Below are 22088 nucleotides of genomic sequence, written 5' to 3' on the forward strand. Positions count from 1 at the left end.
CGAGAGGACCCCCTCGTGCCATTCTCCTCGCCCGCGAGCACGCGCGGCAAGGCCATAGCATCCGCCCTGGCGGTGCTACTGGCCCTGAGCGCATCAGTGCTCGCCTTCTTCCACTCCAGCGCCCAGGCGGCGAATAATCCGCGGATCACGATCTCCAACATGTCCCTGGTCGTCTCCTCGCCCACCGGCGAGGACGACCCCTCGGACACCAGCGTTCGAGTCGATGACATCGTCAGGCTCTCCTTCGACTGGGACGCCCGGAATGCAGGCGCCTCCTCGGGGGACTCCTTCCGCATCGGCCTGCCCGCGCAGTTCCGCAACCGGGAGCAGATCACCCAGGATCTCAAGGTCTCCCACGGCGGTCAGGATGTGAGCATCGGCCAGTGCGCCCTGGCGGATCAGGAGATCACCTGCACCTTCAACGGTGAGCTCGACAGGATCAAGGCGCAGGGCTTCACCGCCCTCAACGGCAGCGGCTCCGCCCTGGTGGTGGCGGCCTCCGCCACGGACCAGGGCACTGCGGGCATCGACGCCAATGGCAGCATCACCCAGGTGCCCATTCCTGGTGGCTCCATCGCAGACAATACCGGCTTCGACTATGAGCCCGAGCGCCTGCGCAAGTGGGCCTTCGGGGTCACCAACGACTCCAAGGCCATCGACTGGGAGCTGTCCTTCGGCACCCCGGGCATCCAGCAGCTGCTGCAGGCGCAGGGGACCACCCTGACCGTGGACGGGCAGACCCGCTCCACCATCACCCTGACCGATGAGATCTCCCCCGGCCAGGAGTACTCCACCGACAAGAGCGAGTGGAAGCTGGGCATCGGGACCTCCGCCGGCCGCAACTCCATCTTCGGCACCGTCACTGACGCCACGGGCAATGACCAGAACACCGCCATGGGCGACTACGACATGACCGTGGACATCAACGGCAACCGTGCCACCATCACGATCACCGGGCCTTTCGTGCAGGACACCAACTACCACGTGTACTACCCCACAGTGCCGACCACTGCCGACCACACGGTCCAGCCGGGCGTCGTCTACACCAACAACGCCGCTCTGGAGGGCTCCGCCGCCCAGACCACCTACAGCGTCTACTACGTCCGCTCCTTCAACATCAATGTCGAGCTCAAGCCGGGCTTCGGAGGCTTCAGCGCCACCAAGCTGCTCGGCGGCCCCGGCGCAGGGCTGGTCCCCGACGGAACCACCTTCGAGCTGACCGTGGACTACACCCTGCCCGGTGGCGCCACGACGGATACCTACCAGGGCTGGGACGCCCCCGGCCAGGTCAATGGCACCCGCACCGGTGGCCGCACCACCCTGCAGCTGACGGCGGGCCAGACCGCCACCTACAACGGGACCTTCCCCGCCGGGACCGTGCTGACCCTCAGCGAGGACCCCGCCACCGCCTCGAGCACCCCCCAAGGGCATGTCTGGGGCGCGCCGGTGCTCATCATCGACGACTCCACCACCAGCACGCTGACGATCCAGGACCAGCGCTCCACCGCCGTGTCGGTGACCAACCTCGTGGAGGAGGCCCCGGCCACGACCGGATCCTTCTCGGTGACCAAGCGGGTCGAGGGCGACGGCGACTTCTCCGGCTCCACCTTCGCCTTCTCCTACACCTGCGACAACGGCACCAAGGGCGACCTGCAGGTCCCGGGTGACGGCACGGTGGTCACCAGCCCCCAGATCACCGCCGGAGCCGTCTGCGAGATCACTGAGGACACCGACGCCGCGGCCCAGCCCGGCTTCTCCCTGGAGCCCCGCCTGTCCACCGGCTCGGTGACCATCAAGGCCGGCGAGGTGGTCCCGGTGACCGCGACCAACACCTACTCCAACAGCACCGGCGGCTTCGCGGTGACCAAGACGGTGAGCGGGGCGGCTGGATTCGCCGCGGACACCTTCGAGATCGACTACGTGTGCACCCCGCCCGCCGGGGCCGGCAGCCCTCAGCGCTCCACCCTGCGTGTCACGGCAGGAGGCCCCGCGGTGCAGGGCCCGATCCTGCCCGCCGGCACCACCTGCGTCATCAGCGAGTCCGAGGCCACCAGGGCGCGTGAGGGCCACACGGTGGCCACCACCATCACGGTGGACGGCGCGACGAGCGAGACCGTCACCATCGCCAAGGGCGCAACGGCTCAGGTGGCCGTGGCCAATGCCTACAAGCCCCTGGTCGGATCCTTCGAGGTGACCAAGACCGTCACGGGTGACAGCGCCGCCCTGGCCCCGGACTCCTTCGTCTTCGACTACACGTGCCGAGATGCGGGCGGTGAGGAGACCGTGAGCGGCGCGCTGAGCGTCGCAGCGGGAGCCTCCGAGTCGGTGGGCGACGTCCCCGTCGGGGAGTGCACGATCACCGAGGCCGACGCACCCGCGGAGGGCGCCGCCCTGGCCACGACGATGCGCGTCGACGGCAAGGAGGTCGAGGGACGCACCGCGACCTTCACCGTCACCGACGGCGCCTCAGTGGCCGTGGCGGCCACCAACACCTACTCCCCGCTCCACGGGACCTTCGCCGTGGCCAAGCAGGTCCTGGATGGGATCCCCGAGCCGGTGACGGGAGAGCCCGCCGCCCCGGCGGAACCCGCCGCCCCCACGGAGCCGGACCCGCTGGAGGCGCTGCGCGACAAGGAGTTCACCTTCACCTACACCTGTGATGATCCCGGCAAGGCCACGGGGACCCTCAAGGCCAAGGGCGACGCCGTCGCGGTGGACTCCGGCCTCACCCTGCCGGTGGGCACCACCTGCACGATCACGGAGGACACTGCCAGCGCCCAGGTCGAGGGCTACACGCTCATCGCGCCCGAGCCATGGGAGGTGAAGATCGGCGAGGGCTCCAAGGTGATCGCCCACTTCGTCAACATCTACGAGAAGACGGAGCCCAAGCCCACACCCAGCCCATCACCGGAGCCGAGCCCCGAGCCGAGCCCCAGCGGGACGCCGAGCACCACCCCGACCCCGGCGCCCAGCCCCGAGCCGAGCCCCAGCGGGACGCCGAGCACCACCCCGACCCCGGCGCCCAGCCCCGAGCCGAGCCCCAGCGGGACGCCGAGCACCACTCCCGTGCCCGGACCGGCTCCCTCGCAGGACACCACCCCGGGCACGCCCGGGCCCGACCCGAGCCCATCGCACACCTGCCTGACCCCGGCCCCGTCGCCGTCGGGCACCCCGGGGGAGCCGGGGGCCGACCCGAGCGCCCCGGGAACCCCGGGGACGGGCGAGACCGGCCCGGCCGGCAGCCCGAGCACTGACCCCTGCGCTCCCCCGGCCTCCCCCGAGCCCGGCGGCTCCAGCCTGGCGCGCACCGGCGCCAGCCTGGGCGCAGTGCTCGTGGCGATCGTCGGCCTGGTCGGCGGGGCGGCCGTGCTGTCCCACCGCCGTCGGATCTGATCGGACGCAACCGCGGTCTCACGCGGGCGCGGGCCCGCGGATGACCATCCCATGAGGCCGGGTGGCCGCCTCCCCAAGGAGGCGGCCACCCGGCCTCCGGTCTGCCCGTCCACCCGTGCCGGGGCCGGGACGGTCCAGCGCCTCAGACCGTCCCGGAGTGCTCCGGCCCGTCCCGGCCTCAGCCCCGCGCGCCGCCCGTGCGGCGGGCCACCACCGCCAGAAGGCCCCAGGCCAGCACGCTCAGCGCCCCCGCGCCGGCCAGTACCGGGAGCACCCCGCTGGCCTCGAGGCCCCCCGCATTGCTCATGGCGGAGGAGCCCAGGGTCAGGCAGCGGGAGATGACCCCCTGGGGGATGGCGTAGACCAGCGGCGATTGGCTGGCCAGCATCCCGAAGCCCACCACGCATCCGCCGAAGCACAGTGCCACCGGGGCGGCGAAGGAGCGCATGAGCATGCTCAGCAGCGATTGGAGCGCGACCAGCGGCAGGCTCACCACGATGGCCAGCAGGCCGGCGGCCACGAAGCTCGCGGGGATCGCGGGCCCCAGGCCCAGGCACATGCCCACCATCCAGGTCAGCACCACCAGCACCGCCTGCATGACCGTCACCGGCACCACGATGGCCAGGGTCTTGGACAGCACCACCGCCACCGGGCTGTGGCCGGTGGTGCGCATGGCGTTCCAGCTGGTGCCCCGGTGCTCCACCCGCCAGGCGGCCGAGGCCAGCAGCGCCACCCCCAGGGAGAAGAAGAGCATGGAGTAGAAGAGCGTGACCTGCGAGGACAGGGAGACCCAGCCCTGTGAGAGCGCCTCGGAGTTCATCGCGTAGTTGACCGAGCCGGTGATGACCGCCATGAGAGGAAGCAGCACGGTCACCACCCACACCGCCGAGCGCTTGAGCTTGACAAGCTCCACAAGGACGAGCGACCCGAAGCCGCCGGGCGCGCGCCGGCCCGCCGGCGCGACGGCCCGCTCGGGCAGTGCAGGCATCACTCCGGGGGTGCAGGCCGGGGTCGGGGCGGGGGATGCGGCAGGAGCAGTCATGGTGATCACCTCTCGATGCGGTCGAGTCTGCGGGTGGCGATGGCGAAGGCGAGGGAGGCCAGGGCCAGGAAGCCCATCACCCATCCCACGGGGGCCGGGGAGTAGACGACGCCGGAGTCCTCGCCGTCCTGCACGAAGCGCGCGTTGGTGATGACGGCGTAGTAGCCCCAGGGCAGCAGGCGCGCCAGCCACGGGGGCGCCAGCAGCATGAAGGAGGCGACGAATCCGCCCAGGAGCCCCGCCCCCATGCCGATCAACTGGTTGTCCACGACGGCGGCCAGCCACACGTGGAGGGCGCACATGGCCAGATCCACGCCGATGAGCATGAGCGTGTAGACCGCCCACTGCCCGGCGTCGAGCGGCACCGTGATGCCCACGGCCCTGCCCAGGAGCACCAGTGCGGCGCTCTGGACGAGCACGGCCGGGATGATGACGAGGCCGAGGGCCGCCACCTTGACCCGGCACAGGGCGCCCGGGGTCAGGCCGGCGCTGGCCGCCAGGTTCCATCCCGCACCGGAGTGCTCGATCTCCGTCTGCCGACTGGCCAGGACGGCCACCATCACCGGCCCGATCATGGCATTGGTGAAGGCGGCGTTGAGCAGGAGCCCCGCCCAGGGCAGGGCGGCCGGGTCGGTGAACCCGGCCCGGGCGGAGGAGGGGAACAGGGCCGAGCTGCACATGGCCACGCTCGCGCCCACCAGGGCCAGGGTCACCGGCAGGGTGCGCAGGCGGCGCATCTTGGCGATCTCGATGCGCACAGCGGTCAGCAGGCCGGGCCCCCGGCGGTCCCCGGCCCCGCCCGCAGGCGCGCCGGCCGCCGCAGGCGGCGGGGCAGTGGCGGTGGACGCGGCAGTGGACGTGGCGGTGGCAGCCATCAGAGCACACCTCCCCGGCCGGTGAGGTCCATGAACACGTCCTCCAGGCTCTGGGTCTGGCGCCGCACCTCGTGCAGTGCCACCCCGGCGGCGGCCAGGCGCCCGATGAGCTCGGCGACGGCCTCGTTGGACAGGCCCGGCAGTAGCACCCCCTCGGGGGTGAGCCGGGGCCCGGCGTCCTGCTGGCCCCCGGGGGCGCCCGGCCCAGGCGCGCCGTCGGGCACGAGCCCGGCCAGGATCCGCGGGTCCAGGACGGAGCGCGGGGTGGGGGTGACCACGAGGACGTCGGGCACGGAGCGCTCCATGAGCTGGGCTCGCGTGCCCTGGAAGACCATGCGCCCGCCCGAGAGGATGCCCAGGACCGAGGCCATGCGGTCGATCTCGTCCAGCAGGTGGCTGGAGACCATGACGGTGACCCCTTCACCGGCCAGCTCCACCAGCAGGCGGCGCACCTCCTCGATGCCCGCCGGATCCAGGCCATTGGTGGGCTCATCGAGGATGAGCAGCTCGGGCTCGCGCACGAGGGCCAGGGCCACCCCCAGGCGCTGCTTCATGCCCAGGGAGTAGGTGCGCACGAGGCGGTCCTTGTGCTCGCTCAATCGCACCAGGGCCAGCGCACGGTCCACCTGGCGGTCGCTCAGGCCCAGCATGCGGGCGGCGATGCGCATGTTCTCCGCCCCGGTGAGGTGCCCGTAGCCGGGCGGGCTCTCGATCATCGAGCCGGTGCGGGCCATGATCGCGGGCCGGGTAGCGGCGTTGAAGGGCCGGCCCAGGACCTCGATCTCCCCGCGGGTGGGGGCCAGCAGTCCCAGGAGCATCTTCATGGTGGTGGACTTGCCCGACCCGTTGGGCCCCAGGAAGCCGTAGACGGTGCCGCGGGGCACCACCAGGCTCAGATCGCTGACCACCGTGCGCGGCCCGAAGGCCTTGGTCAGGCCGCGGGTGAGGATGACGGCCTCGTCCCGGCCCCGGGTGGGGTGGGGCGCCGTCGGTGAGGCTCCGGCGCGGAGGGCGGGGGCATGGGGCGCCGTCGGGGATGGGGCGCCGAGGGGGGCGGGGGCCCGCGTGGCTGCGGTGCCCGCGGCCGCCGCGTACGGGTTGGCGGTCGGCACGGCGGGGGCCGGGCCGGGGGCGGGGGCCGGGCCGGGGGCGGGGGGAGCCGGGTGGCTGCCGAGGGCCGTCGCCATGGCCGGGCCACTGACGGGGAAGGCGTGCGCTGTACTCATGGCCCCAGAGTCCTCGCGGCATGCCACCGGGCGCATCAGCCCACGGTCTGCTTGTTCTCGCGGCACCGGGCGCCCTCCTCATGCCGGGGCATGAGAGGCCCGGGCCCCGAGACCCCCTCCGCACACTCCCCCTCCGCACACTCCCCCTCACTCGGGCTCCCCCCCAGGCTCCTTCCGCGCTTTTCCCCTTCAAGACGCAGAATCACCGGTCTAGAGGGGGTGAAACCGCGTCTTGAAGGGGAAAAACGCGGGAAGGCGGGGAGCCGGGGACGAGGCGGCAGGCCCGTCCTCCGATGCCGGCGCCGTCGGCCCCTGCCGCTCATACCCCGGCATGACGCGCCCAGGGCGGGAACTGGCCTACGGTGTCAGGCATGCCAGCCAGGGGACAGACGCGCAGCGCCGCCGAGGGCACCGCCCGCCCGCCTGTGCGCGAGAGCGTGCCGGACCTGATCCTGGTGCTGCTCATCCTGTGGCCGACCCTCGCCAATCGCCCCGAGCCGCTGCCCCTCCTCGCCCCACAGGCGGCCACCGTCCTCTACCTGGTGCTCATGGCCCTCTGCTGCGGGGCGATCGCTGCGCGGCGCCTGGCTCCCCTGGCCGGCGTCCTGCTCATCGGCGCCTGCCTGGTCGTCCACCTCATCGCCTTCCACGACCTGTCCGTCCTCATGGTCCTCTCCGGCCTCATCGCAGTGGAGACCACGCAGTCCCGGCTGGACCCGCCCTGGCGGTGGGCGCTCCTGGCGGGGGCGGTCCTGGGGGCCTCGGTCGCGATCCTGCGAGGGCTCTACCTGGTCGGCGGCCAGTGGGGCCGCCTGCCGCTCCTCCTGGTGAGCACGTGGATGGCTGTGGCCCTGGCGGCCTTCGTGGGGGCCTGGAGGCGGCGCGGCAGGGACCGATTCGAGCAGGCCCTGGAGCGCGCCGCGGTGCTGGAGGCGCAGCAGGACGCCGAGCGGCGCCTGGCGGTGGCCGAGGAGCGCCAGCGCATTGCCCGCGACGTCCACGACCTGCTGGGCCACTCCCTGTCAGTGATCGCCGTGCAGGCCGAGGGGGCGCGGGCGGTCCTGAATGCCGACCCCGGCGCCGCCGATCGCGCCCTGGGGGTCATCGGCCAGACCGCCCGGCAGTCGGTCGATGAGGTGCGCGCCCTGGTGGACATGCTGCGCTCCGAGGGCACCTCCCCCTCCGATGCGATGGCCGGTCTGCCGGGGCAGGGCGGCGGGCAGGCCTCCGGTCGGGGCGAGACCGGCTCCGCCCTGAACCCCGCGCCGTCGGGCACCGGCGCAGCGGGCGGCGCCAACGGGGCCGGCGAGGACGACGACGCCGTCGAGGCACTGGTGCGCCTGGTGCAGCGGGCCCGCAGGGCCGGCCTGCCGGTGGGACTGAGGCTGGACACCGGTGAGGCCGGTGCGCCGTCGATACCTCCGCGGGCCGGGCGGGCGCTGGAGCGGACGGCGCAGGAATCGCTGACCAATGCGCTGCGGCATGCTCCCGGTGCGGCGGTGCGGGTCGAGCTGGTGGTCGCGGGGGACAGCGCCGGGCTGACGGTGACCAACACGGCAGCCGGCGGGACGGGTGAGCCCGGCGCAGGGGAGGGATCCCGCGCCGGGGCTCGCAACGGGGAGGGCCCCTCGGGCCGCACCCAGCAGTCGGGGCTCCCCCGCGGGCGGGGCGGCTTCGGCCTCATCGCCATGCGGGAGCGGGTGGTGGCCGCAGGCGGCGCCCTCAGCGCCGGGCCGACCCCCGATGGCGGCTGGCAGGTGCGGGCGCGCCTGCCCCTGGCCGGGCCCGCCGACCCGCCCGCGAGCGCAGAGCCATCCAGCAGTGCCCGGCCTGCCGCGGGCCCGGGACGGGGCGGCCTGATCGGGGCCCCGGCATGACCGGCGCGATGCCCGTGATCCGCCTGGGGCTGACCGACGATGAGCCGCTCTTCGCCGCGGGCCTGGCGATGCTGCTGGGGGCGCAACCGGATATGGAGGTGGCCTGGCAGGCCGGTGACGGCCGCGAGGCGCTGAGCCGGCATGCCGCCGACCCGGTGGATGTGCTGCTGCTGGATGTCCAGATGCCGGTCCTGGACGGGCTGTCCACCACCCGCGAGCTGGTGGCCCGTGGGGCGCCGGGACGGGTGGTCATCCTCACCACCTTCGACACCGACGGCTACGTGCTGGGGGCGATCGAGGCCGGCGCGGCGGGATTCCTGCTGAAGAACACCCCGCCCCAGGAGCTCATCGCGGCGGTGCGCACCGTCCACCAGGGGGATTCGGTCATCTCCCCCGGACCCACCCGCCGCCTGCTCACCGCGGTGCGCGCCGGGCAGGTGGGAGGGGGCGGCAGCCCGGGTACCGGCGTCGGCGATCCGGACTCGGCTCCCCATGGCCAGGCCGGCCTGGCTGTGGGACAGCAGGAGGCTGCGGTTGAGGCGCAGCAGGCGGTGGCGGCCCTGACCGGGCGGGAGCGGGAGATCCTGGCGCTCATCGCCCTGGGGCTGACCAATCAGGAGATCTGCGACCGGGAGTGGCTGTCCATGGCGACGGTCAAGACGCATGTGAGCCACCTGCTGGCCAAGACCGGCTGCCGCGACCGCGTCCAGCTGGTGCTGCTGGCCCTGCGGACCGGGGTCATCGACCTGGCCGAGGTCCTCACCGGAGCCTGACCCCTTCTTTTCGACAATTTGCATGAGATCGGCGTTTTCCGGGGCTGGAAAAGTACGATCTCATGCAAATTCTCGAAAAGAGCCGGGGGCTCGGGGCGAGGAGTTGCCCGTGCTGCCCACCTGGGCCAGCTGCTGGCCCTCCTCCACCCGCTCCCCCACGCCCACCCTCAGCGAGCCCTGGCGCAGGTGGGCGTAGAGGGAGTAGCAGCCCCCGGACTCCTCCCCCTCGTGCTCGATGATGACGTGGTTGCCGAGGATCCACCCGACTCCCGCCAGCTGCCGGAGGGTCCCCTCGATGAGCAGCATCCCGACCAGCAGCGGCCAGGTGCTGCGGGATCGGTGATCGCGCTGGGATCCCGACGCCGCGACGACGCGCCCGGGCCCCACGGCCAGGACCGGTTGGCCGAAGCAGGCGGAGTCCTCGGGTCGCCTGCCCCGCAGGGACCAGCCCTCGCACAGGGGGACACCCGGGTCGGGCTGACTGAGGTCGACGGCGTAGGCCTGACCGTAGGCCCGGGTCCCATGGGAGGGGACCGCCTGCCCAGGGCTGTTGAGGGCCACCCACGTCCCGCGCACCGGGGCGCCCACTCCCACCGGGGGCCTCCTGCTCGCCGGCGGGGTAACGCAGGCCAGGGCGAGGCACAGGCCAACAGCCGCCAGGATGGCCGGCAGGAAGAGGCCCTCAGGCAGGGGGGCGCCAGCCCCGTGCGCCACGGCGAGGACGAGCCCGCCGATCAGCGGAAGACGGTACCACCAGGTGATCCACCGGCTGATGCCGCGCCTGGCCCCTCCCAGGAGTCCCTCCCGCCCGCTCATCGCCGGGCTCCCAGGATGATGGCCAGCAGTGGGATGACGCGGGCCACCGGCACCTCGTAGCGCCCACCGCCCACCGAGCGCAGCCATCCGGCGGCGGTGAGCTGGCGCAGGTGGTGGTAGACCTGCCCGCTCGTGCCCACCCCCTCTTCCCCCACCAGCTCCTGGGCGGTGGCGGGCGTCACCAGGATGCGCCGCAGGATGCTCAGTCGCACCGGATGCCCCAGGGAGGCCAGCGCCTCGGCGCAGTCCTGCCACTCGGCCTCCAGCAGCTCGGCGCTCAGCGCCCCCTCCTGCCACTCGGCACGGGTTCCGCTGGGCAGCAGCACATGGCCCAGCAGCATGACGGCGCCGGGATCCTCAACGCGCTCATGCAGGCCCTTGAGGGCCCAGAGCACCTCGGGCTCGGGCACTGAGGCCGACGACGGCGCGGCGCCCGCCGCCCCCGCCCCGGCGCGTCCCGGGCCGCCCGGCCGCCCCCACCCCCGGACGGCCTCCTCCAGCGCGGCGACCCGCCGCTCCAGGTCCGCCCAGTGGTTCTCCCCAGTCTCCCCTGCCTCCGCGCTCATGGACTCTACGGTATTACGTAAGTACGTAATCATCAACACCTTCGGACTCGGCCACCCGCGATGACGAGTAGCATGGCTGCCTCCGCCCGCCCGATCCCCGCCCATGCCCCGAGGAGAGCAGCCATGAGCAGTCCCGCGCCAGTCGACAGCGGCCTGAGCATGTACACCTCCCTGCTGAGGATCCCGCACGCCGCGCGCTCGGCCGTCTTCGGCGTCGTCGGGCAGCTCCCCTTCCCGCTCCTGGGCATGGGGCTGCTCATCGGCATCCGGGACAGCTACCACTCCTACACCCTGGCGGGCGTGGTCTCCGGGGTGATGGCCCTGACCTCCGCGATCACCGCCCCCGTGGTGGGCCGGCTCGTGGACGCCCACGGGCAGAGGCGCGTGGGGCTTCCCGTGGCACTGCTGTGGATCACCGCGATCGCGCTGATGAGCACCGCCCTGGCCCTGCGCCTGCCCCCGTGGGCGATCGTGGCCTGCGGCGTCCTGCTGGGCACCTCGGTGCCCTTCTCCTCAATGCTGAGGGCGCGCTGGACCCATGTGCTGCGCACGCAGCCCGGGCGGCTCAACTCCGCGCTGTCGCTGACCTCCACCTTCGAGGAGCTCATGTGGGTCATCGGCAACCCGCTGGCCACCACCCTGGCAGTGAGCGTGGCGCTCCTGTCCCCCTTCGCCGGGGCCATGGCGGCCATCGCCCTGGCCATCTGGGGCTTCCTGCTGGACAGCACCATCGAGCCCCCGGCCGCGGGCCGCCGCGGGCGCGGTGACGCGGCGGGGGCCGGGCAGCGGGCCGGGGACGGCGCCGCAGCGCGCCCCGCCGCCGGCGCCTCCCTGCTGTCACCGGGATTCCTCGGACTCATGGTGATCCTGGTGGCCTACGGGGCCTTCATCGCCGCCCTCAACCTCTCGGTGGTCGCCATGACCAAGGAGATCGGCCGGCCCGGCGCCTCGGGGGCGATCATCGCCTGCTTCTCGGCGGCCTCCATGGTCGGGGCGCTGGGCTATGGGGCGCGCACCTGGGCCTCCTCGCTGATGCGGCGCTTCTACGCGGGCCTGACGGTGGTGGCCCTGGCCTCCGCGGCCCTGCCCCTGGTGGGCGGGGTGTGGGCGACGGCCGCGATCCTCCTGCTGGCGGGCCTGGCCCACGCCCCCACCGTCGTCAACGTCAACCAGCTCCTCATCCGCATGACGCCGCCGCAGCGCCTCACCGAGGCGATGGCCCTGCTGGGCTCGATGTTCGTCGTGGGCATGGCCGTGTCCAACCTGGTCACCGGCAGGGTGGTGGACGCCTGGGGCTCACAGGCGGGCTTCGTGGCGCTGTCCGCCTTCGCGGTGACGGGCCTGGTCATCGGCCTGGCGGCGATGGGCCCGATCCGCGCCGCCGCCCAGCCGGTCATCAGGGCCGACGACGGCGCCCTGGAGCCACGGCCGTAGCCCGGCCGACTGTCCACTATGTGGGGCGCCCCGGACAGGACCGGGACCTTGTTCCTACGATGGGGCCACGATCTGCCCCAAGCAGACAAGGAGCACATGACCATGTCCCTGCATCTCTTCGAGATCGTCCCCGCCGCCGAGCAGCGCGAGGCGGCCCAGTCGGTGATCGCCGCGATCGCCGAGGCCGCCTCCTCCGTATCCGCCTCCGTCCTGGAGTCCCAGGTCACCGCCGGCCACGGCCGGGTCTTCAGCATCATCGAGTTCGACGGCGACCCGGCCGCCCTGGGGGCCGCCGTGCGCACGGGCCTGGAGGCGGTTGAGACCGCCGAGATCACCGGCCCCGACGAGGTCCGCCTGGTCGGTGCCCAGATCGAGGACATCCGCCGGGCGCGGGGCTCGGCCGACTACCTGGTGGAGTGGGACATCCCCGCCGAGATCGACATGGAGACCTACCTGACCCGCAAGAAGGCGAACTCCCCGAAGTACGCCCAGGTGCCCGAGGTCTCCTTCCTGCGCACCTACGTGCGCGAGGACACCGTCAAGTGCCTGTGCTTCTACGACGCCCCCGATGAGGAGACCGTCGTGCGGGCCCGCGAGGCGGTCTCCACCCCGATCGACCGCCTGCACAGGCTGGACGCCTGAGGCCCTCGGGGTCCGGCGCGGCGCCCCCGTGGTGAGCCCCGCCCGGGCTCACCGCGGGGGCGCGCTGTCCTCGGTGAAGACCGCCGCCGTGCGGGCCGGGACGCCCACCGCACCGGAGCCGGGGTCGAAGACGGAGGTGCGCACGACGTCGTCGGCCCCCTCGGCCTGGATCCGGGACAGGGCGAAGCGCCGCCCCGCGACCTCCACCAGGGTCTGGCCCACCCAGGTGCCCGAGGCGTTGATCACCACGAGCACGCCGTCGAGGGCGGGGTCGGCATCCGGGCCCAGGGTGTCGTCGATGAGCATGGTGATGACGCCCGCGGGCGCCCCCGGCCCGGAGCCGGGGAAGCTCAGCTTGGTGCGCACCAGCTCGGCGTCGCCCAGCCAGAACAGGGGCGTGGAGGCGCGCAGCCGCAGCAGGTCCATGGCCTGGGCCTTGGCGGCGGCGATGTCCTCGGGTCCGGGGCGCAGCAGGGCGTCCTCCAGCAGCGGGCCCTGGACCCACCAGCTCGACTCGTTGCGCGAGGCGGCGGGCAGCCCCCGGCCGAAGCCGTTGTCCTGGCCGGAGTAGTCGATGGCGTTGAACCAGTCCCCCGAGTTGTAGGAGTCGCGGTCCAGGGACTTGCTGCGCAGCAGCTCGGTGCCGGCCGCCCAGAAGGAGGGGGACTGGCCCAGGGCGGTGGTGGCCAGGCAGACGGTGTTCATGCGCACCCGGTCGGCCATGGGCAGGCCCCGCGGCAGCTTGAGGGCCAGCAGGTCGTAGAGGGTCTCGTTGTCGTGGGCGTCGACGTAGTTGACGCTCTCCTGCGGGTCGGCGGCGTATCCGGCGCCCATGCCGTTGTAGGCCAGCTCGCCGCCCGGGCGCACCGTGCCGTCGGAGAGGGGAAGCCGGAAGTCGCGCAGGTTGCCGGCCAGGGCCACCTTGACCAGGTCGGTGCGGTGGGCCAGGTCGGCGGCCTGCTCCTGGCGGGAGCGGGGGTCGTGCCCGCTGGACTGGGTGAGCAGGCCGGTGCCGAAGCCCTGGTAGGTGCGGTGGTCGGGGTCGAAGGGCCCCCCGCCGTGGACGGCGTCGCGCAGGCGGTCGTTGAAGGTCCCGATCCCGGTGCCGCCGAGCTGGCCCTGGGTGGCCTGGATGAACAGGGCGTTGTAGGCCACCTCCCCGAAGTTCCAGCCCTCCCCGTAGAGGTAGATCGAGGATCCCTCCACGCCGTCTCCCTCCAGGGTCAGGGCGTCCAGGGCGGCGCGCACCCGCTCCATGGTGGCGCGCGAGTGGTGGCCCATGAGGTCGAAGCGGAAGCCGTCGATCCGGTAGTGCCTGGCCCACCAGACCACCGAGTCGATCATGAGCCTCTCGCTCATGGCGTTCTCGGTGGCGATGTTGGAGCAGCAGGTCGAGTTGGCCACCCGCCCCACGGCATCGAGGCGGTGGTAGTAGCCGGGCACCACCCGGTCCAGGATGCTGAGGGGGTCCTGGCCGTGGGCGGCGGTGTGGTTGTAGACCTGGTCGAGGATCACCTCCAGCCCGGCCGCATGCAGCGCCCCCACCATCTGGCGGAACTGGAAGGTCCGGGCGCCGCCGTCCTGGTGGCCGTCGGTGGCGTAGGAGCCCTCGGGGGCCATCCAGTGCAGGGGGTCGTAGCCCCAGTTGTAGGCGTCGCGCTCGGCCACCGAGCCGATGGCCGCCTGCTGCTCGGTGGAGGCGGGGCCTGCCTCCGGGATCCGGGGGACGGCCTGCTCGGCACGGCTCTCGGGGATGGTGGCGATGTCGAAGGTCGGCAGAAGATGGACGGAGGACAGGCCCGCCCGGGCGAGCTCGCGCAGGTGGCTCATGCCGTGGGAGTCGCTGACGGTGAAGGCCTGGTAGGTGCCGCGCATCTGGGCGGGCACGCGCTCGTCGACGACGGAGAAGTCCCGCAGGTGGAGCTCGTAGATGGCGCGGGAGGCGTCGTTGGGGGCGCGGGGGGCGGGGGTGGTGGCCCACTGGTGGGGGGTCAGCTCGGGCAGGGTGAGGTCGAGGGCGACGGATCGTGCCGAGTCGGTGGTCAGTGCCGCGCTGTAGGGGTCGGTGACGAGGTTGACCTCCACCCGGCCGGTGGAGGGCACGTAGACGCGGACCTCCCACAGGTACTGGCAGCCGGCGGTGATGGCGGCGTCCTCATTGGCCACCGCCCAGCACCCGTCCTCGCTGCGGATGGCCGGGGTGCGCCGGCCCTGGCCCTCGACCAGCGGCACCGAGCCGGTGGGGTCACCGGTCTCCCAGGTCAGCAGGGCCACCTCCTGGGCGGTGGGCGCCCACAGGCTGAAGCGCGGGGCCTCCCCGTCGAAGGTGGCACCCAGCTGCGCCCCGGCGGCCGGGCCCGCGTAGAGGGCGTCCAGGACGATGGCGGTCTGCACCCCGGTGAAGGCGTCCACGCCCCAGCCGCCCTCCGGGCGGGCCACCTCCTGGAGGAGGGCCACCTGCCCGGTGAGGGCCTCGCGCACCCCCTGGGGGCTCAGGCCGGGGGCGCCCGAGGCATCGGCCAGGCTCAGGGCGATATATCCCTCCAGGTTGGGGTGCCGGGAGCGGATGGTCTCGGTGAGGTCCCCGCTGACCCGCAGGCGGGTTCGGGTGGGGGCGGGCAGGCCGTCGGCGCCGCACACCTCGCCGTCGATGACGGCGGCGCCTCCCTGGGCGGCGGTGACGAGGGTGAAGCGCAGGCCGGCGCCCTCGACCGGCCTTCCGCCGGCGACGACGTCCTCGCGGGCCATCCCGAAGGGCAGGAGGGACAGGGGCCAGGCCAGGGTGAGGGGATCGACCCAGTAGGCGCGCAGCTCGTCGGAGCCGGCCAGGGCGGGGTCGGCCATCGTGTGCTCCAGGGTGCGGGTCATCGTGTATGTGAAGGCCATTGGAGTCCCTTCCTGCACGGCTCTTGCACGGTGAGGGCGTCGATGCGGGGCGTATGGAGGAGGCGCGGGCGCTACGGGGCCCCGCATCCATCAGTGTTCCCCGCGGAGCGCTCGGGCGCCACTCGGATTCCGCAGCCCGTCCCCGCGCATCGCCACGGGCTGTGCCGGCAGCCCCGGCAGGCCCTGCGCCCCCGGCTTTCTCCCGGGAGGCCGCAGGGCGGGCCGGACCATATTTCCCAGGTGGTTCACAGTGCGAGGAGGTGGGTTCTTCCAGGGTGGTCGCGTTACATAGTGATCACCACCGGACGGAACCGGTCCCGAGGGTTGGGGAGCCTGATGACGGACCGGGTCTCCGAGGCCGGCACCGGGTCTTAGGGAGCCCGGGGCCACCGCTCCGGTGAAGGAGGAGGCCATCTCCCCGGGTGCATGGGAACCCGGGTGGCAGAGGGCCCCTCACGAGGCTTGGACCCTCGGGCCCGCCACGGCGGGCCCGAGGGTCAAGTCTTACCCCTCCCCCACCCAGCCCCCCCGGAGGGCACCGCCGCGCGGAGCACGGGGATCATTGGCCCCGCAGGGACCCGGAGAGACTCGCGCCCAGGAGGCGGGCGGGCCCCATGCTCTCCACGTAGTTTTGCACGGCGCTTGTGAGGAAACCCCGAGCCCCCGGGCGCGCCCCCAGCACAATACGGCCAGAGAGGGGAATCACCGGCCTGCCGGCCCCTGTCGACGCCCCTGCGATCCTCCCGCGCCAGTGCGGGGAGCAGGAAATAAAACGTTACAATCCCCTCGGCCCTGCGGCGCTCCCAGCCACCGGGCCCGGCCTCCCCCAGCACGGCCCTCCTCACTGGCCCCCGGCCGGTGCGGGGCCGGCCCGCACCCGTGGCGCCCGGGCGCCACGTCCCAACCACCTCCCATCCCATGACGCCGCGGCCGCCTGGCTGCCGCGGTTGCGAAGGAGCATTCCGTGTCCACTCCCCTGATCAGGCGGTTCGCATCCCTAGCGGCCGCGGCCCTGGTCACCGCACTGGCCCTCCCAGCAGCCCCCGCCCCCGCGTCCCCGCGGGCCGAGGATCCTCCGCCCGCCTCCGCAGCGGCCTCCTCAGTCTCCGGCTCCCCGCTCATGCGCGAGCTGGCCGAGGAGCTCAGGGCTCAGGCCCTGCCGGCATCGCCCGAGCAGGTGCGGGTGCTGGTCACCCTCAAGGAGCAGCCCGCCGGCCCCTCGGAGGCTCAGGAGTCCGCGAGCCTGAACGCTCAGAACGACCTGCTGGGCTCCTGGAGTCAGAAGCACGGCCTGAGCGTGGGCGACCAGTTCGGCTACCTGGTCAATGGCTTCAGCGCCACGATGCCGGCCTCCTCCATCGCGGGGCTCGCCCTGGAGCCGGAGGTGGCCTCCGTCAAGCGCGAGCGGGTCTACTACGCCACCGAGCACACGGCGCGCGAGCTTGAGGGCGTCCCGGCCGCCTTCAAGGACCACGGCGCGGATGGCACCGGGACCGTCATCTCCATCATCGACTCCGGCGTGGACCCCTCCCACCCGGACCTGCGGCTGGATGACTGCGGGGCCGCCAAGATCAGCGCCATCAACCCCGAGGGCGGCCTGTTCACCTGCAAGGTCCCCAACGGTTACAACTACGCCGATGAGAGCTTCGAGATCAGGGACCTGACCTCCTCCCAGCACGGCCAGCACGTGGCGGGGATCGCGGCGGCCAACGGCTCGCAGGGCACTGAGTCCGAGTTCGCCACCACCGGGCGGGTCGATGGCGCCGCGCCGAATGCCCAGCTGCTGGCCATGAAGGTCTTCTCCAACGACCCGAGCCGCTCCCGGACCGCCAACGACTCCGACATCATCGCGGCCATCGAGGACTCGGTGAAGCTGGGGGCCGATGTCATCAACATGTCCCTGGGCTCGACCAACGGCATCCCTGACGCCTCCGACGGCGCCCACCAGGCCATCGCCCGGGCGCGCGAGGCCGGGGTCCTCACCGTGGTGGCCGCGGGCAATGAGGGCCAGAGCTTCTCCACCACCGGGGTCGGCGACGACGTCCTGGGCCGATGGGACGACGGCACCATCAACGCCCCCGCGGCCCAGGGGCCGGCCCTGGCGGTGGCCTCCATCGACAACTCCGCCATCACCGTCCCGCGCGGCTACCTGGGGCAGGGCGGGTCTCAGACCGCCTTCACCTACGAGTTGGCCACCGGTGCCATCGACGACGAGGCGCATGCGCTGGTCGACGTGGGACTCGGCCGGTCCTCGGATTATGCGCAGGGCGCCCGGCTCAACGGCGCCTACGCGCTGGTCGAGCGCGGGGAGATCTCCTTCGCCCAGAAGTACCGCCATGCCCTGGATCACGGCGCCTCCGGCATCCTGGTCTTCAACTCCGAGCAGGGCGGCACGGGGCACGTGACCATGGGAGGGGTCGGGGAGCACAGCATCGTCGGCGCCTCCCTGACCCGCGCCGATGGCCTGGCCCTGCGGCGGGCACTGGCTGAGGACCCGGGGCAGACGGTCCGCCTGACCCGCCAGACGCAGGTCCTGGACAACCCCAGCTCCCTGGCCCCCTCCTCCTTCTCCTCCTGGGGCACAACGCCGGGCCTGGACTTCAAGCCGGAGATCTCCGGCATCGGCGGCTCGGTGTACTCCACCGTGGGCTCGGACTCCTACGCCTCCGACTCCGGGACCTCCATGGCGGCGCCCAATATCGCGGGCATGAGCGCTCTCATGCACCAGGCGCTGGCCCAACGCCACCCGGGGCTCAGCGGCACCGAGCGCATCGACCTGGCCACCAGGCTCCTGATGAACACGGCGGCCATCCCCACCGATGCGGCAGGCACCCCCTTCCCGCCCCGCCAGGTGGGCGCCGGCCTGGCCCAGGTGGACAGGGCCCTGGCCTCGCCGGTGAGCGCCGCCGTTGATGGGCGGCCCGCCGTCGCCCTGCGAGAGGTGGGTGGCCCCACCACCATGACCCTGACGCTGACCAACCACAGCCAGGACGAGGCCGCGTACACCCTGCCCGCCCAGCAGGTCCTCACCGAGACCAACGAGGCCGGGCAGCCCACGGCGCCGGTGGTCTCCGATGAGACCCTGACGGCCTCGACCGCCTCGGTGAGCGTCCCCGCCGGCGGGAGCGCCGAGGTCTCCTTCACCCTGACGCCGGGCACCGCCTCGCCCCATTTCATCGAGGGGTGGCTGCGCCTGGAGGCCGACGGCGCCCACCCCGACCTCTCGGTGCCCTACCTGGGCTTCGTGGGGGACTGGGATGCCGAGAGCATCATCCAGGAGCCGGGTCGGACCTGGGCCGAGGGAGCCCCGCGGGACTCCACGGGCCTGCTGGGATCCTCCCCCCAGGGCCCGATGCCACTGTCCCATCACGGCTCGCCCCTGGCACTGTCGCCCAATCACGACGGCAATCTGGATGGGGTCCTCCCGGGACTGCTGCTCATGCGCAATGCCGAGCGGATCACCTACGAGATCCTCGACTCCTCAGGCACCGTCCTGGCCACACTCGGCAATGATGAGAACGTCTCGCGTGAGATCGGCAAGGACATCGTCACGACCCAGGGCAACGGGCTGATCACCCATAAGGGGCAGTCCTTCGACGGCGGCATCTGGAACGCGCAGCAGGGACGGGCCACCACCATTCCCGATGGGGACTACACCTATCGCGTCTCGGCCCGCCTGGGTGAGGACCGCCCGTGGCAGGTGGTCGACCTGCCCTTCACAGTCGATACGATCGCCCCCTCCATCACCATCCTGGAGCAGGAGGAGAACTCGGTGCGCTTCACCGCCACCGATGAGGGCACCGGCCTTCTCATGGCTCCCCGGGCCTACCTGGCGGATGAGACCGCTGCCGAGGTCACTGAGCTGGAGGACGGCAGCTACCGGGCGACCTTCAGCGGCACCACTCCCTTCCTGCGCATCGAGGCAGTCGACCGGGGGATGACCCTGACCAGCGAGCGCCTCTTCTACGGCGAACCGGGCCTCTACGTCACCATCGATGGCCGGGCCATGCCCGCCGAGCTGCTGGTCGGCTCCAGTGGAGCCAGCCTGTCGATCCACGGCTTCGCCAGCGGCGGCGCGGCACGGGTGACGGTCAATGGCAGCGAGGCGCCCGTGGACAGGGGCGAGTTCTGGGCATCGGTTCCCACCTCCCCCTCCCTGAAGGAGGTGAGGATCCGCTCCTATGACGACGCGGGCGCCCGGCTCGCGGAGGTCTCGGCCACCGTCATCCACGACGGGCAGGCCCCTGTCATCACGATCACCGGAGAGGACCTGGTCGATAGCGAGGTCGTCTTCCGCGATGACGGAACCGCCAGGCTCACGGGCACGGTCACGGATGACCGGGCCAGCGCGGGTGAGCTGCAGGTCCTGATCAATGGGGAGCAGGTGATCCTCGATGACCAGGGGGGCTTCTCCCACACGGTCATGGATACCGGCAGCATCGTGACCTGGATCTCCGCCACTGATGGGGCCCACTGGGTGGATGAGGAGCTTCCGATCCGGGGACGGAGCTCCGGGAGCGTCCATGCCCCCACGATGGAGACCGAGGGCTGCGACCCCTCCACCAGCATCTGCCTCATCAAGGACTCCCACCCCAGCCTCAGTGAGGACGGGTCCCTGTTCACGATGCGCGGCCACTCCGGCGGCACCGAGGTGGGCTCCATCGAGTTCATCCGCGGCTCGCGGGCCGAGGGGGGCACGATCACCGCCCATGAGCCGATCATCGCCCAGATCAAGGACGACGGATCCTTCGACGCCCCCCTGCCGGTATCCCCCGGCATGACCGAGTACCGCATGGTGGTGCGCGATGAGCGGGGCGCGATCGCCTGGCAGTACATCTACCGCCTCTACCTGGACACCGAGCCGCCGACGATCACCATGACCGAGCCGCTCCTGACCGGCGGCACGCTTTACACGAACCACGGCTCAGTGGCCTTCCGCGGCTCGATCTCCGATAACGGCTGGGGCTACTACCTGGCACTCAACAACGCCACGGCGGCGGACTTCGTGCGCCTGGACAACCCCGGCGCCGAGGTCAACTCCGCCGACTTCGAGCAGGTCCTGACTGTGCGTGATGGCGATGTCATCCGCGTGTACTCCGTGGACGCCATCGGGAACATCCTCATCGGCCTCATCCCCGTCACCGTGGACACGACCGCGCCCTCGGTGGGCGTGGACACGGTCAGCGCCAACGAGACCATCCGCGATGGGCGCTCCTTGAATGCCTGGGCCGAGGATGCGAACCTGGCCTCGATGCGGGTCAGCCTCAACGGCAGGGTCATCGAGGACAAGCGCACCGCCCTGACCTCGGAGCGCATGGAGGTGGAGGACGCCCTCCAGCCCACCGAGGACCCGGGCCAGGGACCATCCCTGGGCTCCCGGCCCGAGGGCGCCCAGGACGGCGAGCCGTCCCCCGCCGCCCCGGCGGCGCAGGACGGCCGGGAGGCCCCCGCAGCCGGGGGCGCGCCCGCCGACCCCGCCACGGAGGCGGACGGGTCGCAGGCCTCAGAGCCCAGCATCGATGCCTACGGCAGCCGGACCACCAGCACCGGGACGCGCCTGGAGGCCGCGGTCGAGACCGCGGACCTCGCAGCGGGCCGCTACAGGCTGGCGGTGGAGAGCACCGACCTGGCCGGGAACACCACCACGCAGATCCGCTGCTTCGTGATCGACGATGCCGCCGTCATCACGGGCCCCGACGCCGCCCGGCTCACGGTGGCCCCCGGTGAGCTGGGAGACCAGGAGGCGGTCGCCGCAAAGCTGCTGGCGCTGTACTCGGTCACCGACGATGGCGCCGCGGACGCCGAGGGGGGCACCTCCCTGTCGCTCCTGCCCGGCACGGTCCTGGTCGACGGCGCCAGCACGGTCCGCATCGTGGCCACGGACGCCGCGGGCCACCAGGTCATCCGCTCGGTGGAGGTCACCATCACCGTCAGCGCCCCCGACAGCGGCTCCGGCGGCTCCAGCGGCACCCAGGCCCCCCGGGTGCCCACGCAGCCGGGCGAGCGCCCGGTGGACCCCCTGCCCGCGGGCGCGGTGGACGATGTGCGCAGCCGGTGGGAGGCGGCCTCACAGGGCAACAGCCATGTGAAGTCCACCCGGGCCGAGGGCGCACTGCCCGGCACCGGCAGCGGGGCGGTGGGGCTCATGGCCCTGAGCCTCATGGCCCTGGCGGCCGGGGGCGTGGTGATCCGGCTGCGCCGTCGGCGTCACTGATCCCACGGCGCCCTCAGCACAGGCGCGGGCCCGCGCTCCCAGGAGGGGTGCGGGCCCGCGTCGCGCCCCGCCCCTGCCCGTGCCGTGATCGCAGAGCGGACGAGGGTGGCAGTGGGCACCGCGCAGGGCTACAGTGCGGGACATGCCGACCACGACGCCTGCCACCCGCACGATGATGGTGCGCCCGGCCGCGGGTCGAATGCGCATGCGCTGACAGCGCCAGCCGTCGCTGTGCCCTCCACGTAACGGTCAGAGTCCGAGCGCCGCGCGCTCGTCGCACTCCGCGAGCCCCACCGCGCTCGTGTTCATCCCTGCCCCGCCCGCCGGGCGCGCGGGTCCCCCTG

Annotated in this window: 12 protein-coding genes; 6 read left to right on the forward strand and 6 right to left on the reverse strand. The window is 72.7% G+C overall.

Annotation, left to right across the window (positions count from 1 at the left end; all coding sequences use genetic code 11):
- The first annotated feature begins 15 nt into the window (after window positions 1-15).
- Window positions 16-3393 carry a DUF5979 domain-containing protein gene (locus J5X07_RS13285; protein WP_208479484.1) on the forward strand — a complete coding sequence of 1126 codons (3378 nt, stop codon included), beginning with the start codon at window positions 16-18 and terminating at the stop codon, window positions 3391-3393.
- Between the two features lie 178 nt (window positions 3394-3571).
- On the opposite strand, the gene J5X07_RS08615 is transcribed toward J5X07_RS13285, so the two are convergent.
- The 3 genes from J5X07_RS08615 to J5X07_RS08625 are packed head-to-tail and all read right to left on the reverse strand — an operon-like array spanning window position 3572 to window position 6536.
- On the reverse strand, window positions 3572-4435 hold the full coding sequence (locus tag J5X07_RS08615; protein WP_243896630.1) for an ABC transporter permease: 864 nt from the start codon (window positions 4433-4435) through the stop codon (window positions 3572-3574).
- Window positions 4436-4440: 5 nt separating this feature from the next.
- Window positions 4441-5310, reverse strand: coding sequence for an ABC transporter permease (locus tag J5X07_RS08620; RefSeq protein WP_341769440.1), 870 nt, complete (start codon window positions 5308-5310; stop codon window positions 4441-4443).
- Complete coding sequence (locus J5X07_RS08625) at window positions 5310-6536, reverse strand: ABC transporter ATP-binding protein (RefSeq protein WP_243896631.1); 1227 nt, start codon at window positions 6534-6536, stop codon at window positions 5310-5312. Before J5X07_RS08625 ends, J5X07_RS08620 begins: the two co-directional genes overlap by 1 nt.
- 371 nt (window positions 6537-6907) lie before the next feature.
- Between J5X07_RS08625 and J5X07_RS08630 the strand changes: the two genes are divergently transcribed.
- Both J5X07_RS08630 and J5X07_RS08635 read left to right on the forward strand, forming a co-directional pair.
- Window positions 6908-8413: a sensor histidine kinase gene (locus J5X07_RS08630; RefSeq protein WP_208479486.1), complete on the forward strand. Its 1506-nt coding sequence runs from the start codon at window positions 6908-6910 to the stop codon at window positions 8411-8413.
- Between the two features lie 14 nt (window positions 8414-8427).
- Window positions 8428-9186: a response regulator transcription factor gene (locus tag J5X07_RS08635; protein WP_208479522.1), complete on the forward strand. Its 759-nt coding sequence runs from the start codon at window positions 8428-8430 to the stop codon at window positions 9184-9186.
- A 60-nt stretch (window positions 9187-9246) separates the two neighbouring features.
- Here J5X07_RS08635 and J5X07_RS08640 read toward each other — a convergent pair whose 3' ends face one another.
- Window positions 9247-10002, reverse strand: a complete 756-nt coding sequence (locus J5X07_RS08640; protein WP_208479488.1) for a M23 family metallopeptidase — start codon at window positions 10000-10002, stop codon at window positions 9247-9249.
- Window positions 9999-10568 (reverse strand): ArsR/SmtB family transcription factor, encoded by a 570-nt coding sequence (locus J5X07_RS13290; protein ID WP_208479490.1) that lies wholly within the window; start codon window positions 10566-10568, stop codon window positions 9999-10001. Before J5X07_RS13290 ends, J5X07_RS08640 begins: the two co-directional genes overlap by 4 nt.
- Window positions 10569-10691: 123 nt before the next feature.
- Here J5X07_RS13290 and J5X07_RS08650 point away from each other — a divergent pair, with 123 nt between their 5' ends.
- Window positions 10692-12002, forward strand: a complete 1311-nt coding sequence (locus J5X07_RS08650) for an MFS transporter (RefSeq protein WP_208479492.1) — start codon at window positions 10692-10694, stop codon at window positions 12000-12002.
- Between the two features lie 102 nt (window positions 12003-12104).
- Window positions 12105-12644, forward strand: coding sequence for a DUF4242 domain-containing protein (locus tag J5X07_RS08655; protein ID WP_124934091.1), 540 nt, complete (start codon window positions 12105-12107; stop codon window positions 12642-12644).
- A gap of 48 nt (window positions 12645-12692) precedes the next feature.
- Here the strand turns inward: J5X07_RS08655 and pulA are convergent, their stop codons facing one another.
- The gene (pulA, locus tag J5X07_RS08660; RefSeq protein ID WP_208479494.1) at window positions 12693-15530 is read right to left on the reverse strand and encodes a pullulanase-type alpha-1,6-glucosidase; all 2838 of its coding nucleotides are present in this window, start codon (window positions 15528-15530) and stop codon (window positions 12693-12695) included.
- Window positions 15531-16494: 964 nt separating this feature from the next.
- On the opposite strand from pulA, the gene J5X07_RS08665 reads away from it, so the two are divergent.
- Complete coding sequence (locus J5X07_RS08665; RefSeq protein WP_208479496.1) at window positions 16495-21744, forward strand: S8 family serine peptidase; 5250 nt, start codon at window positions 16495-16497, stop codon at window positions 21742-21744.
- The last annotated feature ends 344 nt before the right edge of the window (window positions 21745-22088 follow it).

It is taken from the genome of Actinomyces bowdenii (assembly GCF_017592395.1).
Classification (GTDB): domain Bacteria; phylum Actinomycetota; class Actinomycetes; order Actinomycetales; family Actinomycetaceae; genus Actinomyces; species Actinomyces bowdenii.